Source organism: Flavobacterium sp. YJ01, assembly GCF_029320955.1.
Lineage (GTDB): Bacteria > Bacteroidota > Bacteroidia > Flavobacteriales > Flavobacteriaceae > Flavobacterium.
On record NZ_CP119757.1, the window covers coordinates 2,290,663 to 2,306,900 of the forward strand.

General features: G+C 34.4%; 13 protein-coding genes. 10 read left to right on the plus strand and 3 right to left on the minus strand.

All coding sequences use genetic code 11. The features are described from left to right. Nucleotides 1–33: 33 nt before the first annotated feature. The 7 genes from porV (at nucleotide 34) to P0R33_RS10065 (ending at nucleotide 8,751) form a co-directional block, all read left to right on the plus strand. Complete coding sequence (porV, locus tag P0R33_RS10035; RefSeq protein ID WP_276175307.1) at nucleotides 34–1,239, plus strand: type IX secretion system outer membrane channel protein PorV; 1,206 nt, start codon at nucleotides 34–36, stop codon at nucleotides 1,237–1,239. Nucleotides 1,240–1,315: 76 nt separating this feature from the next. Beyond that, entirely contained in the window at nucleotides 1,316–1,798 is a 483-nt protein-coding gene (gene cdd, locus P0R33_RS10040) for a cytidine deaminase (RefSeq protein WP_276175308.1), read from the plus strand. A gap of 160 nt (nucleotides 1,799–1,958) precedes the next feature. Further along, complete coding sequence (pdhA, locus tag P0R33_RS10045) at nucleotides 1,959–2,957, plus strand: pyruvate dehydrogenase (acetyl-transferring) E1 component subunit alpha (RefSeq protein ID WP_223707312.1); 999 nt, start codon at nucleotides 1,959–1,961, stop codon at nucleotides 2,955–2,957. A gap of 4 nt (nucleotides 2,958–2,961) precedes the next feature. Further along, the gene (locus tag P0R33_RS10050; protein ID WP_276175309.1) at nucleotides 2,962–4,608 is read left to right on the plus strand and encodes a pyruvate dehydrogenase complex dihydrolipoamide acetyltransferase; all 1,647 of its coding nucleotides are present in this window, start codon (nucleotides 2,962–2,964) and stop codon (nucleotides 4,606–4,608) included. Nucleotides 4,609–4,699: 91 nt separating this feature from the next. Further along, nucleotides 4,700–6,547 carry a hydrolase/aminopeptidase gene (locus tag P0R33_RS10055; protein WP_276175310.1) on the plus strand — a complete coding sequence of 616 codons (1,848 nt, stop codon included), beginning with the start codon at nucleotides 4,700–4,702 and terminating at the stop codon, nucleotides 6,545–6,547. A 698-nt stretch (nucleotides 6,548–7,245) separates the two neighbouring features. Beyond that, on the plus strand, nucleotides 7,246–7,776 hold the full coding sequence (locus P0R33_RS10060) for a carboxymuconolactone decarboxylase family protein (protein ID WP_276175311.1): 531 nt from the start codon (nucleotides 7,246–7,248) through the stop codon (nucleotides 7,774–7,776). 96 nt (nucleotides 7,777–7,872) lie between these two features. Continuing rightward, nucleotides 7,873–8,751 (plus strand): helix-turn-helix domain-containing protein, encoded by an 879-nt coding sequence (locus P0R33_RS10065; protein ID WP_276175312.1) that lies wholly within the window; start codon nucleotides 7,873–7,875, stop codon nucleotides 8,749–8,751. Between the two features lie 81 nt (nucleotides 8,752–8,832). Here the strand turns inward: P0R33_RS10065 and P0R33_RS10070 are convergent, their stop codons facing one another. Next, nucleotides 8,833–10,074 (minus strand): glycosyltransferase family 4 protein, encoded by a 1,242-nt coding sequence (locus tag P0R33_RS10070; RefSeq protein ID WP_276175313.1) that lies wholly within the window; start codon nucleotides 10,072–10,074, stop codon nucleotides 8,833–8,835. Between the two features lie 113 nt (nucleotides 10,075–10,187). Between P0R33_RS10070 and P0R33_RS10075 the strand changes: the two genes are divergently transcribed. Further along, nucleotides 10,188–10,769, plus strand: coding sequence for a tRNA-(ms[2]io[6]A)-hydroxylase (locus tag P0R33_RS10075; protein WP_111367873.1), 582 nt, complete (start codon nucleotides 10,188–10,190; stop codon nucleotides 10,767–10,769). A 51-nt stretch (nucleotides 10,770–10,820) separates the two neighbouring features. After that, nucleotides 10,821–13,580, plus strand: a complete 2,760-nt coding sequence (locus P0R33_RS10080) for an AsmA-like C-terminal region-containing protein (RefSeq protein WP_276175314.1) — start codon at nucleotides 10,821–10,823, stop codon at nucleotides 13,578–13,580. A gap of 329 nt (nucleotides 13,581–13,909) precedes the next feature. On the opposite strand, the gene rpmA is transcribed toward P0R33_RS10080, so the two are convergent. Both rpmA and rplU read right to left on the minus strand, forming a co-directional pair. Next, complete coding sequence (gene rpmA, locus P0R33_RS10085) at nucleotides 13,910–14,170, minus strand: 50S ribosomal protein L27 (RefSeq protein WP_012023622.1); 261 nt, start codon at nucleotides 14,168–14,170, stop codon at nucleotides 13,910–13,912. 24 nt (nucleotides 14,171–14,194) lie between these two features. Next, complete coding sequence (rplU, locus tag P0R33_RS10090) at nucleotides 14,195–14,632, minus strand: 50S ribosomal protein L21 (protein WP_073412831.1); 438 nt, start codon at nucleotides 14,630–14,632, stop codon at nucleotides 14,195–14,197. Nucleotides 14,633–14,906: 274 nt separating this feature from the next. On the opposite strand from rplU, the gene P0R33_RS10095 reads away from it, so the two are divergent. Further along, nucleotides 14,907–16,229: a pitrilysin family protein gene (locus P0R33_RS10095; protein ID WP_276175315.1), complete on the plus strand. Its 1,323-nt coding sequence runs from the start codon at nucleotides 14,907–14,909 to the stop codon at nucleotides 16,227–16,229. Nucleotides 16,230–16,238: the final 9 nt, after the last annotated feature.

Sequence of the window (16,238 nt, forward strand, 5' to 3'; positions counted from 1 at the left end):
ATTTGCATCACCAAAAAAAATTTAGTCCCACCAATGAAAAAAATATCACTTTTATTAATCTGTTTTTTTATTCTCTGTAGTTTACAAGCTCAAGAATCAAGACCTATAGTTACAGGAGTTCCATTTTTAATGGTAGCTGCAGACGCTAGAGCAGCAGGTTTAGCAGACCAAGGAGTTGCTACATCTGCAGACGTTTTCTCTCAACAATGGAATCCTGCAAAATATGCCTTTTCAGAAGACGCTCAAGGTCTTTCTATCAGTTACACTCCATACTTAACAGATCTTGCTAATGACATTTCTTTAGGACAATTAACGTATTACAACAAAATCAACGAAAAAAGTGCTTTTGCAACTAGTTTTCGTTATTTTGGTTTTGGAGGAATTGAATTAAGATACACAGGAGATCCAACAGAACCAGTTCGAGAAGTTAATCCAAACGAATTCGCGCTAGACGGATCTTACTCCCTAAAATTGAGTGAAAAATTCTCGATGGCAGTTGGTGCTCGTTTTATCAATTCTAATCTAAAAGTTGCTTCAGAAGATGTAGACGCAAGAGCAGCAAAATCTTTTGCAGTTGATGTTGCCGCTTTTTACCAATCTGAAGAAATTGCTTATCAAGATTTCAATGGTAGATGGAGAGCCGGAATTAATTTCCAAAATTTAGGACCAAAAATTAGCTATGACAATGATGATATTAGCTCAAACTTCTTACCAGCTAATTTAAGAGTAGGTGGAGGATTTGATTTCATTTTTGATGATTATAACAAACTTACAGTAAGCGCCGAACTTACCAAATTATTAGTGCCAACTCCTCCAGGAATTGGAACTCCTGTTGACGGAAATGGCGATGGTGACTTTGATGATCCTGAAGACATTTCGCAAGCGCAAGCAACCAATAATGGATACCAAAAATACAACGACATAGGTTGGTTTGAAGGAATATTCAAATCTTTTGGAGATGCCCCAGGCGGATTTAAAGAAGAAATGAAAGAGGTTACTTATAGTCTTGGAGCTGAATATATGTACCAAGATTCGTTTGCAATGCGTTTAGGATACTATCACGAAAGTCCAGAAAAAGGAGCAAAACAATTTTTCTCTTTAGGAGCTGGATTTAAATATAATATCATGAAAATTGATGTATCATATCTATTCTCAGCATCAAAAATAAAAAATCCTTTAGAAAACACGCTTCGTTTCTCTTTAACGTTTAACTTTGGAGACAAATACGAAACGTATTAAAAACAGAAATAAAATAAAAACAACTTAATCCAAATTCCTAAATAAGGGAATTTGGATTTTTTTTCCTCAATAAAAAATGAAAGAAATCAATATAACAACTTCTTTTACAATATTTGAAAACCTAAACGAGCTCCCAACCGATATTCAAGAACTAATGAATCAGGCGGTTGAAATAAGAAAAAAAGCTTATGCCCCTTATTCTAAATTCAGAGTTGGAGCCGCTTTGCTTCTAGACAATGGAAAAGTTATTTTAGGTTCTAACCAAGAAAATGCCGCCTATCCTTCTGGACTTTGCGCAGAAAGAACAGCAATCTTTTATGCAGGAAGTGCTTATCCAGAGGCAAAAATTCTAAAAATGGCTATTACAGCAGCCTCAGACACTAATCAGACTACAGCTCCAATTCCGCCTTGTGGCTCTTGCAGGCAATCGATTGCAGAATATGAAATAAAACAAGACACACAAATTGAAATCTATTTTATGGGCGAAATTGGAGAGGTTTACAAATCATCATCACTGAAAAATTTACTTCCGTTGATGTTCGATAAAAAGTTCTTGTAAAAAAAAGCCAAAAAGTAGTCATTAAATTTTAGTTCTTAAATGTAATGTCTTATTTTTGCATCCCGACCTTTCGGGCGCAAATTTGTGGGAGGAAACTATTTTGCGTTACAGGCAACAAGAATCGATAACACAAACAACTTTAGCAAAAGAAAGAATTCAGATGAAAGAAGTTACAAAAGAGGTATATTTAAAGTGGTATGAAGACATGCTACTTTGGAGAAAGTTTGAAGACAAACTTGCAGCATTATACATCCAACAAAAAGTTAGAGGTTTTCTACACTTATATAATGGTCAAGAAGCTGTATTAGCAGGTGCATTGCACGCTATGGATTTGACCAAAGATAAAATGATTACTGCTTACAGAAACCACGTTCAGCCAATTGGTATGGGAGTTGATCCTAGAAATGTAATGGCAGAACTTTTAGGAAAAGCAACAGGAACTTCTAAAGGTATGGGAGGTTCTATGCACATTTTCTCTAAAGAACACCGTTTTTACGGCGGACACGGAATCGTAGGTGGACAAATTCCTGTGGGAGCTGGTTTAGCTTTCGCTGATAAATATTTCAATACTGGCGGCGTTACTATGACTTACTTTGGTGATGGTGCTGCTAGACAAGGTTCTCTTCACGAAGCTTTCAACATGGCTATGTTATGGAAACTTCCAGTTGTATTTATCGTTGAAAACAACGGTTATGCAATGGGAACTTCTGTAGAAAGAACTGCAAACCACACTGACATTTGGAAATTAGGTTTAGGTTATGAAATGCCTTGCGGACCAGTTGACGGAATGAACCCAGTAAAAGTTGCTGAAGCAATGCACGAAGCTATCGAAAGAGCACGTCGCGGAGACGGACCAACTTTCCTTGAAATGAAAACGTACCGCTACAGAGGACACTCTATGTCTGATGCACAATTATACCGTTCTAAAGAAGAGGTTGAAGAGTACAAAAAAATCGATCCAATTACACAAGTTCTTGATGTAATTATGGATCAAAAATATGCTACAGCAGAAGAAATTGAAGTAATTGACCAAAGAGTTAAAGACTTAGTTGAGGAATGTCAGAAATTCGCTGAAGAATCTCCATATCCAGACTTACAACAATTATACGATGTAGTATACGCACAAGAAGACTATCCATTTACACCTCATAAATTATAATATCATGGCGATTAAAGTAACAATGCCTCGTTTGAGCGATACTATGACTGAAGGAACGGTAGCGACTTGGTTAAAAAAAGTAGGCGACAAAATTAGCGAAGGAGATATCTTAGCTGAAATTGAAACAGACAAAGCAACTATGGAGTTCGAATCTTTTAACGAAGGAACTCTTTTACATATCGGAATTCAAGCTGGAGAAACTGCTCCTGTTGATTCATTATTAGCAATCATTGGTAAAGAAGGAGAAGATATTTCTGCTCTTTTAGCTGGTGGTGATGCTCCTGCTGCTGCTGAAGCTCCAAAAGCGGATGCTCCTATTGCCGAAGCAAAAACTGAAACTGCTGCTCCTGCAAAAGCTGCAACTGAATTACCAAAAGGTGTTGTAGTTGTAACTATGCCACGTTTGAGTGATACAATGACGGAAGGTACAGTAGCTACTTGGTTGAAAAAAGTAGGTGATACTGTCGCTGAAGGTGACATTTTAGCAGAAATTGAAACAGACAAAGCGACTATGGAGTTTGAGTCTTTCAATGCTGGAACATTATTATACATTGGAATTCAAGAAGGAAGCACTGCTCCTGTTGACAGCTTATTAGCTATCATCGGACCTGCAGGAACTGATATCGCTGGAATTGCTGAAAACTATACTGCCGGAGGTGCTGCACCTGCAAGCGCTCCTGCTGCTGAAGAAACAAAAGCTGCTCCTGCTGCTGAAAAAGCTCCTGAAGCCGCTGCTGAAACTTCAAATGGAGGAAGAATTTTAGCTTCACCATTAGCTAAGAAAATCGCTTCTGATAAAGGAATTTCTTTAAACCAAGTTAAAGGTTCTGGAGAAAACGGAAGAATCGTAAAAAGCGATATCGAGAACTTTACTCCATCTGCTCAGGCTCAAACTAATGCTTCTGCACCTGCTGCAAAACAAGAAGCTTCTGCTCCTACTGCTCCAAAAGTGTTTGTTCCTGCTGGAGAAGTTTACACAGAAGAGATCAAAAATTCTCAAATGCGTAAAATCATTGCAAAACGTTTGGCAGAATCTTTATTTACTGCACCTCACTACAACTTAGTGATCGAAGTAAGTATGGACGAAGCAATGCAAGCTAGAGCTGCTATCAACAGCGTTCCTGATACAAAAGTATCTTTCAACGATATGGTAATTAAAGCTTGTGCTTTAGCATTGAAAAAACATCCAAAAATCAACTCTCAGTGGAAAGAAGATGCTATCATCATCAACCACCACGTAAATATTGGTGTTGCTGTAGCTGTTGAAGACGGATTAGTAGTTCCTGTATTGAAATTTACAGATGCTATGAGTTTGTCTCAAATCGGTGGTTCAGTAAGAGATCTTGCTGGAAGAGCTAAAAACAAAAAATTGGGACCACAAGAAATGGAAGGAAGTACTTTTACAGTATCTAACCTTGGAATGTTTGGTATTACTGAATTCAATTCAATTATCAATCAGCCAAATTCTGCAATCCTTTCTGTAGGTGCAATTGTTGAGAAACCAGTAGTTAAAAACGGTCAAATCGTAGTTGGAAACACAATGATGTTATCATTAGCTTGTGACCACAGAACAATTGACGGTGCAACTGGCGCTCAGTTCTTACAAACATTAAAACAATACATCGAAAGCCCAGTTACAATGTTGGCATAATCGTTGTTAATTTTATAATTAAATCCCGTCCCGAAGTTTCGGAACGGGATTTTTTGTTTAATTTTCATCCTCAAATTCAAAACCTCATAAAATGAAGAAACTAATTCTTGTCACTTTATTTCTGACAGCAATTGCCTGCCAGAAAAAAGAGCAAACAGAAAAAACAGCTGCCATTACAGACGAACACAGTTACTCTAAACCAGAACTTGCTGTTGCAAAGCATCTTGATCTTGATATTAAAGTTGATTTCGACACACAAACTATTTCAGGAAAAGCATCTTGGACAATTGATAACATCAGTAAAGGAAATGAAATTATCTTCGATGAAAATACTTTAAATATTACAAAAGTAACTTTAGGCGACGAGGAAAAAGAAGCAAAATTCGAACTGGGTGCTGACACTGAATTTCACGGAAAACCGCTTCATATAACTATTGAGCCAAATACAACTAAAGTAAATATTTACTACAGCACAACTAAAGATGCTGTGGCTTTACAATGGTTAAAACCAGAACAAACTGCCGACAAAAAGAAACCTTTCTTATTCTCTCAAGGAGAAAGTGTATGGTCAAGAACATGGATTCCGTGTCAGGACTCTCCTGGAATTCGTTTTACCTATAACGCAAAAGTTACGGTTCCTAAAGATTTATTGGCAGTTATGAGCGCTGTAAATCCACAGAAGAAAAATGATACTGGAGTTTATACTTTCAAACAAGACAAAGCGATTCCGTCTTACTTAATGGCAATTGCCGTTGGAGATATCGAATTTCAAGCAATCGATAACAGAACTGGAGTTTATGCAGAACCTTCTGTTTTAAAAAATGCAGCTTACGAATTTGCTGAATTAGGAAAAATGGTAAATGCTGCAGAAAAACTATATGGACCTTATCGTTGGGGACGTTATGATGTTTTGGTTTTACCTCCAAGTTTTCCTTATGGCGGAATGGAAAATCCAAACTTGACTTTCTTAACTCCTGGAGTTATTGCTGGAGATCGTTCGCTTACAAGTTTGCTAGCACACGAATTAGGTCACAGCTGGAGCGGAAATTTAGTTACTAATGCCACGTGGGATGACATTTGGTTAAATGAAGGTTTCACCACTTATGTAGAACACAGAATTGGAGAAGCCATTTTTGGAAAGAAAGAATTCGACATGCAAAACGTTATCACAAACAAAGAATTGACTGATAATGTTGCGGAATATGGAGATACAAATCCAGATACAAGATTAAAAGTTAGTTTGACAGGTAGAAATCCTGATGACGGAATCAGCCAAATTCCTTATGTTAAAGGTTATGCCTTTTTAAGAGTTATTGAAAATGCTGTCGGACGCGAGAAATTCGATCCGTTTATCAAAAACTATTTTGACTCTCATGCTTTTCAATCGATCACAACAGAAGATTTTGTGAAATATTTAAACGAAAATCTAATAAATGGAGATAAAGCTTTAGCAGATAAAATACAATTAGATAACTGGATTTACAAACCAGGAATTCCATCAAATATTCTTCCGGTAAGTTCAGCAGAGTTTGATGCCATTGATGCAATACAAAAAAGCTGGAGAGAAACTAGCGTTGCAGGTTTGAGCAAAAAAATTACAACTACAGCAGAAAAACAACATTTTATAGACCATCTTCCCGCTGATATTACAGCAAAAGAAATGGAAGCAATCGATAAAGAATTCAACTTTACAAAAGGCGGCAATTTTATCATTAAACGCCAATGGTTTGTTCAGGCAATTCGTCATCAATATAAAGTTGCAAATCCTGCAATTGAACAATTTTTAATTGGAATCAGCAGAACGGGATCTGTTATGATGCTTTATAAAGAAATGGCAAAAACTCCTGAAGGAAAAGTTTGGGCAAAACAGGTTTTTGAAAAAGCGAAATCTGGTTATCATGCTACAACAATTCTGGCTGTTGAAGGTGTTTTGAAATAAAATATTTAAAAATATAGTTTATGACAGGTTTTCCTTTCAAGGAAAACCTGTTTTTTTTGCGCAATATTTGTCATTTCGAGGAACGAGAAATCGCACTAGAAATTCCGCAAAACTATCAACACAATCTTATCATTTCGACGAAGGAGAAATCTTCGTAAGTAACTCCACACCGATAATCCAATCTTTGCCGAATCCCGCTTGTGATTTCTCCTTTCAGTCGAAATGACAAACTAAATGGGAAAGCCATACAGAACATTCCTAATCTTTGTCGAGCTTCTTACGAAGATTTCTCCTTCGTCGAAATGACAAGATTGTGGAAGAACTTTCGTTTAACTTTGTCAAAGTTTAAAACTTTGACAAAGTTTACTACATCTAAAACTTGTAATTCCTTTCGAAATAAACAAAACATTCTTATAAAAACGAATTTCTTAGCCCAGATTGAAGTGGAAAGCCCGGAACTCAAAACCCTGATTTATCTTGCCAGAAAACAGCGACCAACGGAAGCTCGTTTTATGGCTTAGAAAAATCAGGGTTTTGGGTGAGGACTTGAAGCGGAAAGCTGGATCGGCTCCTGAAGAAAGCTAGGGAAAATTATCCATCACATAGCGTACATTCTCCATGTTTTAAAATCTGTAATCGTTGCAACTTTGTAATGTCAAAAGACAACAACAAATAACAATTTTAAAAAATTAAATAAAATGACACGATTAACAGCATTAAACCCAGAAGAAGTAACAGGAAAAACTAAAGATTTATTCAACGCAGTTCAAGCAAAATTGGGCGTTGTTCCGAACATGATGCGAACAATGGGAAATTCTCCAGCAGTTCTTGAAGGATATTTAAACTTAAGCGGCGCTTTGAGTCATGGAAAATTAAGTGCAAAAACAGGAGAATTAATCGCATTGGCAGTTTCAGAAAGCAATTCTTGTGATTACTGTTTAGCAGCTCACTCTTTTATTGGAGAAAAATTGGTAAAAGCAGATCCAGCGGTTTTACACGCAGCAAGAACAGGAAACTCTACTGATGCAAAAACAGAGGCAATTTTACAATTTGCCAAAGTTTTAATCAGCAAAAATGGATTAGTAAATGACGAAGATGTAAATAAAGCTAAAAATGCAGCAGTTTCTGATGCTGAAATTGCAGAAACTATTGGACACGTAGCTTTAAATGTTTTAACAAACTACTTTAATAATGTAGCAAATACTGAAATTGATTTTCCAGCGGTTTAATCAAAAAGCACTCTTTCATTATAACAAAAAACAATTTATAAAGATAGTTGTGAATTCTTTTCATAACTATCTTTATATTTTCAAAAACAGCACTTTATGAGTTCTCAAAATATTTCCACTTTGATAAATCCGCAAACTGGTAATTTGGCTTTCAAAATTCTTTCGTTTGAGGACAATATTCATTTTGACCATTTACAACGCAATAATTATTACTCTTTAATTTGGGTAACGAAAGGAAAAGGCAAAGTTAAAGCCGATTTTTCAGAACATTATTTTGAAGAAAACTCACTTCTTGCTTTCTCACCATATCAGCCTTTTATGCTTTGCGTAAATGAGCCAATTGAAGGAATCGCAATTCATTTTCATCCTGATTTTTATTGCATTCATATGCATCAAAAAGAGGTTTCTTGCAATGGTGTTTTGTTCAATAATATTTATCAGCCGCCATATGTTCAGGTTACAGAACAAGCAGCACAGACTTTTAAAATGGTGATTGATCAAATGAAAGCTGAAATTCAAAACGCAGAATTGGCGCAATATGAGTTATTGATTTCGTACTTAAAGATATTTTTAATTACAGCTTCGAGATTAAAAACCGAGCAATTGGAAGAAATGAAATCGGTTCCAGATTCAAAAGAACCAGTGATTCTACAAAACTTGAAAGATGCGATCGAATTGAATTTTAAAACCAAACATTCAGCTGGAAATTATGCTGATTTATTGAATATTTCTCCAAAAGCTTTAGCGAAATTATCTAAGAATTATTTCAATAAAACTTTGACCAATTTAATTTCGGAAAGAATTATTATCGAGGCTAAAAGAGAGTTATACTTGACTAATAAAACCGTAAAAGAAATCGCTTATGAATTAGGTTATGATGACGAACATTATTTCAGTCGTTTCTTTAAAACTAATGCTGATGTTTCGCCTCAGATTTATCGTGAGACTGTTGGATTTGGAAAAATGGAAGCCTAGCTAGAGTTTTCAGTTTTCAGTCGTAGTTTTCAGACCTACAATTGCTGAAAACTACAACTGAAAACTGCGACTAAAGCTAATTTACTTATTTTTTGCTTCAATCCATTTTGACATGTACATTGTGCTTTTGTATGAATGATGCTGAAGCAGATTTCCCATAAAATTATGTAGACGATGATTTTCAGAATCAGTTAAAAGTGAATTTACCAATCCAATTAATTCATTTGAATAATTACTTTTTTGATAACATTCATTAATAATTTGAATTCCATTTTTTTGAGATTCTTTCCAAACGTTTTCGTTTTGATAAAGTGCAATTGCTTTTTTTGAAAATTCTTCTGGATCATCTTCAATAAAACCATTCCAAGATAAATTTTCATGCATTGCTTCCGAACCAATTGAAGTTGTTATGCTTGGCGTTCCGCATTGCATAGCTTCTAAAAGTTTTCCTTTTAAACCTGCTCCAAAACGAATCGGCGCCAAAACAATTCTAGCTTTTTTAACTATTTCATTTGCATCTTCTGCCCTTCCCATAATATAAAAACCATTTTTAGGCTGATGCAATTGCAATACTTTTTGCGACGGATAAGCGCCATAAACTTCCAAAATAGCTTCTGGAAAATTCTTTTTCAGCGAAGGCCAAATAGATTCTTTTAAATGCTGAACAGTATTCCAATTGGGTTCATGAAGAAAATTTCCAATGAAAACAAAATTCTTGCGATCTTCAAAAGAAGGTAATTTCAAAAGATCCTCTTCATGCATTCTTTCAACTAAAAAAGGAAGATAAAAAAGTAAATCTTTGCTAATTCTAAAAACATCTTTTAGAATTTTCATTTCAAATTGAGAAATAATCAGAGATAAATCACATCTTAAAATGCTGGCAATTTCTCTTTTTGCTACTTCTTCAGACAATAAATCAATCAATTCAAAAGTTCGGTTTTCTTTGAATGCTTTTTGTCTTGCCGTTCTCAAACAATGCAAATCTTCGGTATCTAAAATCCTAATCGCTTTTGGACAGTTTTCGATAACTCTCCATCCAAATTGTTCTTCAATCATAAATCGATCAAACAAGACAACATCTGGATTTAATTCTTTTATAAAATCATCGAAAGTTGAAGAATTGAGTTCTATATTCTCTTTTATCACTCCGAATTCAGATAAATCAACCATAAAATCGCTGTCTTGTGCGGCGCTGGCAAAACTAATTTCGAATCCATTTTTCTTGAAAATCAAAATCAATTGCATCATTCTTCCGCCTGCTGCAGAAGAATTTGGCTCAGGCCAGACAAATCCAATAATTAAAAGTTTTTTTAGCTGATTCATTGTAATTGGTTTCAACTTACAAAATAATGCTTTTTTCAGCGCAATCGCACGATATTTCCTGATTTTTAGTAATAAAAAACACTAATTTTGCAGGAACTAAATGCTGGGAAATTATGTTGGGATTAAAATTAGCTACAGACCCTCGCTGGGTAAATATTGTTGAGTCAAATATCGAAGAAATTTTAACGGATCACGCTTGGTGCGAACAAAAAGCGGCTTCAAATGCGATTAGCATTGTTACTTACAATTCTGAAATTGAAGAACTTGTAACCGAAATGCTTGAAATTGCAAGAGAAGAACTGGAACATTTTCAAATGGTTCACAATATTATAAAACAACGCGGACTTACTTTAGGGCGCGAGAGAAAAGATCATTACGTAAATGAGCTTTTTAAATTTATGAAAAAAGACGGAAGCCGTCGCGATGCACTTTGCGACCGTTTATTGTTTTCGGCAATGATTGAAGCTAGAAGCTGCGAGCGTTTTAAAGTACTTTCTGAAAACATTCAAGATCCAGAATTAGCTAAATTTTATCGCGATTTGATGATTTCTGAAGCTGGTCATTACACCACATTTTTAGGATTTGCAAGAAAATATCAAGACAACATTGACATTGATAAAAGATGGAAAGAATGGATTGAATATGAGGGTTCTATTATTACCAATTATGGTAAAAGTGAAACCGTACACGGATAAATTACAAAAGTTTTTTGAAGCCAATTTTACACTTTAATACCACAATTCGTTATGCAAAAAAGTAAATCCAAATCAATCGTATTTAAAATTGCGAAGTATTTCGGAATCACTTTCGCTGTTCTTTTAGGATTGCTGTTTTTAACGCCAATAATTTTTGAAGACCAGATTAAAGAACAAATTAAGAAAACAGCTAACGAAAGGCTAAGCGCAGAGCTCAATTATTCTGATGTTTCCGTTTCTTTTTTTCGCCATTTTCCTTCACTGACCTTGACATTAGACAATTTAAGTCTTAATGGATCAGCTCCGTATAAAAACGAAAAATTTATTACGGCAAAAGAGGTTTCTTTTGGAATAAATGTAGCGAGTTTAATCTTTAGCAAATCGGTAAAAATCGATCAGATTTATTTGTCTGATTCTTTCATCAATGTAAAAGTAAATCCGAATGGAGAGGCTAACTATAACATTTACAAATCGCAGGAACAAGCTTCTAAATCGAAAGACAGCAGTGACACCGCTTTAAAACTAGAGCGAATTGAGATTTTAAACAGTAAAATTATTTATGACGATAAGTCGACAAAAGTGCATTTTGATGCTTTTGGATTCAATTATTTAGGAAAAGGAGATTTAAACAAAGCCGTTTTCGATTTATATTCAAAAGCTAAAATCGAGAAATTAAATATTGTTTACGAAGATGAACCATATTTAATGAACAAAAAGATTGACGCCGATTTGATTACAAAAGTAAATATCAACTCGCTTTCGTTCTTTTTCCAACAGAATAACTTAAAAATTAATCAGCTTTTAGTCGATTTTAAAGGAAAATTTGACATCTTGAAAGATGGCTACAATATGGATTTTGTGATCAAATCGGACAACAGCAAGCTGTACGACGTTTTTACTGCTTTTCCACCGAAATACATTACTTGGCTTGCTCAAACTGAATTAAAAGGAAATACCAATCTTCTTTTTACTTTGAAAGGAAAATATATTACGTCACAAAATATAGCGCCAGACTTGAATTTAGATGTAAAAATAAACGATGGTTTTGTCAATTATAACAAAAGTGCATTTCCTGTTTCTAACTTAAATTTAGACATTAAAACTAAAGTTCCGTCTCTAAATCCAGATTTAGTGATGGTTGACGCTAAAAATTTATCATTAAACATTAATCAAGATTATTTGAAATCGAAGTTTATTGTTGAAGGTGTAAACACTCCTAATATTAATGGTGATTTTAAAGCTAAAATTGATCTTGAAAAATTAATTAATGCTCTTGGAATTCCAGACATAAAGCTGAAAGGAAATTTAGTTAGCGATATAAAAACCAACGGAGTATTTGACCAAAAAAACAAACGTTTTCCTGTAACGAATGGCACAATCAATTTGGAAAATGGTTATTTGAAAACGCCGTATTATCCAAATCCGATTACCAATATTACTATCAAATCTAAAATTGAAAATCAAAAAGGAACTTTTCAGGATTTGAAAGTAAATCTAAAACCAACTCAATTTACTTTTGAAGGAAAACCGGTTTTTGTTGAAGCTGATCTTAGCAATTTTGACGATTTAACTTATGATGTAAAGGCAAAAGGCGAATTAGACGTCAACAAAATCTATAAAGTATTCTCTCAAAAAGGACTGGATTTAGATGGTTTCGTAAAAGCAGATTTGGTTTTGAAAGGGAAACAAAGCGATGCTGAAAAAGGAAATTACGGCAAATTGCACAATAAAGGAACTCTTGAATTGAGAAATATCGGAATTGCTTCGGAATTTCTTCCAAAGAAGTTTGTGATTAAAGAAGGGATTTTCAAAATCAATCAAGATAAAATGTCGTTCAATAATTTCTTGGCAGCTTACGGGCAATCTGATTTTAGAATGAATGGCTATCTTCAAAATGTCATTAATTATGTAACGACAAATACAGGCGTTTTAAGAGGTTCTTTTAAAGTGACTTCAAGATATATTAATATCGACGAATTCATGTCTAATGCACCTGAAAGCACACCTGTAACGCAAACTCAAAATCCAACTCCTAAAAAAGAAACAGAAACAAACGAAACTGGCGTTATCGTAATTCCAACAAACTTAGATTTACAATTGCTAGCAAATGCACAAAAAGTCAATTTTGACAAACTGACTTTAAACAGCGCTGTTGGAAATCTAAAAATGAACAAAGGAAAACTAACGATGCAAAATACAGGTTTCGATTTAATTGGATGCAAAGTTGACATGAATGCCAATTATCAAGCTGTAACAACTAAAAAAGCCAATTTTGACTATGCTATAAAAGCTTCTGATTTTGATATTAAAAGAGCTTACAATGAAATTGAAGTTTTCAGAAAAATGGCAAGTGCAGCAGAAAAAGCTCAAGGAATTGTTTCTTTAGATTATAAACTGAAAGGACGCTTAAACTCGAAAATGGAACCCGTTTATCCTTCACTTGTGGGAGGAGGAACACTTTCTGTAAAAGATGTAAAAGTTCGAGGACTAAAAATGTTTAATGCCGTAAGCAAACAAACGAGTTCTGAAAAAATGAAAAATCCAGATCTTTCTAAAGTAGATATTAAAACTACCGTTAAAAACAATATCATCACTGTAGACCGTTTTAAATTTAAATTTGCTGGCTTTAGACCAAGAATTGAAGGAACAACAAGCTTAGACGGAAAACTGAACTTAAAAATGCGTTTAGGACTTCCTCCTTTTGGTCTTTTCGGAATTCCGTTAACTGTTACTGGAACTCAGGATAATCCTAAAGTAAAAGTTGGACGCAAGACTGAGGATTTGAAAGAAACTGAAGATACTGACGAATAAGATTCCAAATTAAAAATTCCAAATTCCAATTCTTATCAGCTTAGAATAAATCTTATAGACCTTTGTCAAAGTTTAAAACTTTGACAAAGGTTTTTTTTCACAATCTTGTCATTGCTAGGAACAAAGCAACCGCACTAACAATGATCCATAATTGATTTAGCACGTGAGATTGCTTCGTCCCTCGCAATGACCAATCTTTGTAGAGCTACTTGCGAAGATCCCTCGTTCATCAGGATGACAAGATTGTGGTTAATTAATCTTAAAATAATAAAAAACAAAAAACCCGATCATTTCTGAACGGGTTTTTTATAAAAAGTAATCTTAAATTATTAAGCCTCGAAAGGAATAATAGATACATAAGATTTGTTATCTCTTTTCTTTTGGAACTTAACAACTCCAGCTACTCTTGCGTGTAGTGTGTGATCTTTACTAATGTAAACGTTTTCACCTGGATTGTGTTTTGAACCTCTTTGTCTAACGATGATGTTCCCAGCAATAGCAGCTTGTCCACCATAAATCTTAACGCCTAGACGTTTTGATTCTGATTCTCTACCATTCTTCGAACTACCGACACCTTTCTTGTGAGCCATGACGTATGAGTTTAAATATTGTTATTATTCTTTAGTAGCTTCTTTCTTTGCTTTTGGAGCTGCTTTTTTAGCTTTAGGAGCTTCTACTTCTTCAGTAGCTGCTTCTTCTGCTACAACCGCTTTTTTAGCTGCTGCTTTTTTAGTTCCTCCTGCTGCAGTAATACCTTCAATTACAATTTGTGTAAGATATTGTCTGTGACCATTTCTTTTTTTGTATCCTTTTCTTCTTTTCTTTTTGAAAACGATAACTTTATCACCTTTTAAGTGTTGTAACACTTTAGCTTCTACCGAAGCACCTTCTATAGCTGGGGCGCCTAAAGTTACATTTCCGTTATCATCTAATAAAAGAACTTTGTCAAAAGAAACTTTTGAACCTTCTTCATTAGCTAAACGGTGAACATAAACCTTTAAGTCTTTGCTTACTTTAAATTGTTGCCCTGCTATCTCTACGATTGCATACATACCAAATTGATTTATTGATTTTTAAGGTTGCAAATATACAACTAAAAATTTACTATGCAATCCTTAAAAGCAAAAATATTTGATTCGCAAAAAACACTGTATATCAAGCACTTTTAGAGTCAAAATTCATTTTATTTAAAGTAAAATATTGTTAAAATACCATCTAATTGCAAACAAAACTGCAATTGATAATTAAAAAAAACTATTTTTGATGTAACTAAAATCAACTCTGGTCTACCTACTCTTTGTTTGATATATAAATTTATTAATCTTTATGAAAAAATCAATAATGATGTTAAGTGCTGCATTAATGCTTGGCGGAGTTGCTCATGCTCAAAAAGTAGCTTTTGAAGAATACAATTTAGATAACGGCCTGCATGTCATTCTGCACAATGATCCTTCTGCTCCAGTTGTTATTACATCTGTAATGTACCATGTTGGTTCAAAAGACGAACGTCCTGACAGAACTGGATTTGCTCACTTTTTTGAGCATCTATTGTTCGAAGGAACTCAAAACATCAAACGCGGAGAATGGATGAAAATTGTTACGGCTAATGGAGGAGTAAATAATGCCAACACTTCTGATGACAGAACATATTATTACGAAGTTTTTCCTTCTAACAGCCTAGAACTTGGTTTATGGATGGAATCTGAAAGATTAATGCATCCTATTATTAATAAAATTGGTGTTGACACTCAAAACGAAGTTGTTAAGGAAGAAAAAAGAATGCGTTACGACAATCAGCCGTACGGAAATATTCTTTCGGAGGTTAAGAAAAATATGTTCAAAAATCATCCTTACAGATGGACCACAATTGGTTCAATGAAAGATTTGGATGCTGCAACTTTAGAAGAATTTCAAGCTTTCAATAAAAAATTCTATACTCCAAACAATGCTGTCTTAGTTGTTGCAGGAGATTTCGAAAAAACCAAAACCAAAGAATGGATTCAGAAATACTTCGGACCAATTCCAAGAGGCGAAGAAGTTAAAAAACAAACTTTTACCGAAGAACCAATCACGCAGACGATTAAAGCAACTTACGAAGATCCGAACATTCAGATTCCGATGGTTGTTGCTTCGTACAGAACGCCTTCTATGAAAACTAGAGATGCGAGGGTTTTAGATTTGATTTCTTCTTATTTAAGTGACGGAAAAAGCTCTAAACTTTATAAAAAGATTGTTGACGACAAAAAAATGGCATTGCAAATCGGCGCTGTAGGTTTTAGTCAAGAAGATTACGGAACCTACATATTATATGGTTTACCAATGGCGCCAAAAACCACTACCGATATTTTAAAGGAAATGGACGAAGAAATTGTAAAAATTCAAACCGATTTAATTTCTGAGAAAGACTACGAAAAACTACAAAACAAATTCGATAATAATTATGTGAATGCAAATTCAAGCGTAGAAGGAATTGCTGAAAATCTTGCTTCTTATTATTTACTTTACGGCGATGTTAACTTAATCAATACTGAGATAGATATTTATCATTCTATTACGAGAGAAGAAATTAGAGAAGTTGCCAAGAAATATTTAAATCCGAATCAACGCTTAATTTTAGATTACATTCCTACGCCTAAATCTCAAAACTAAGAATATCGA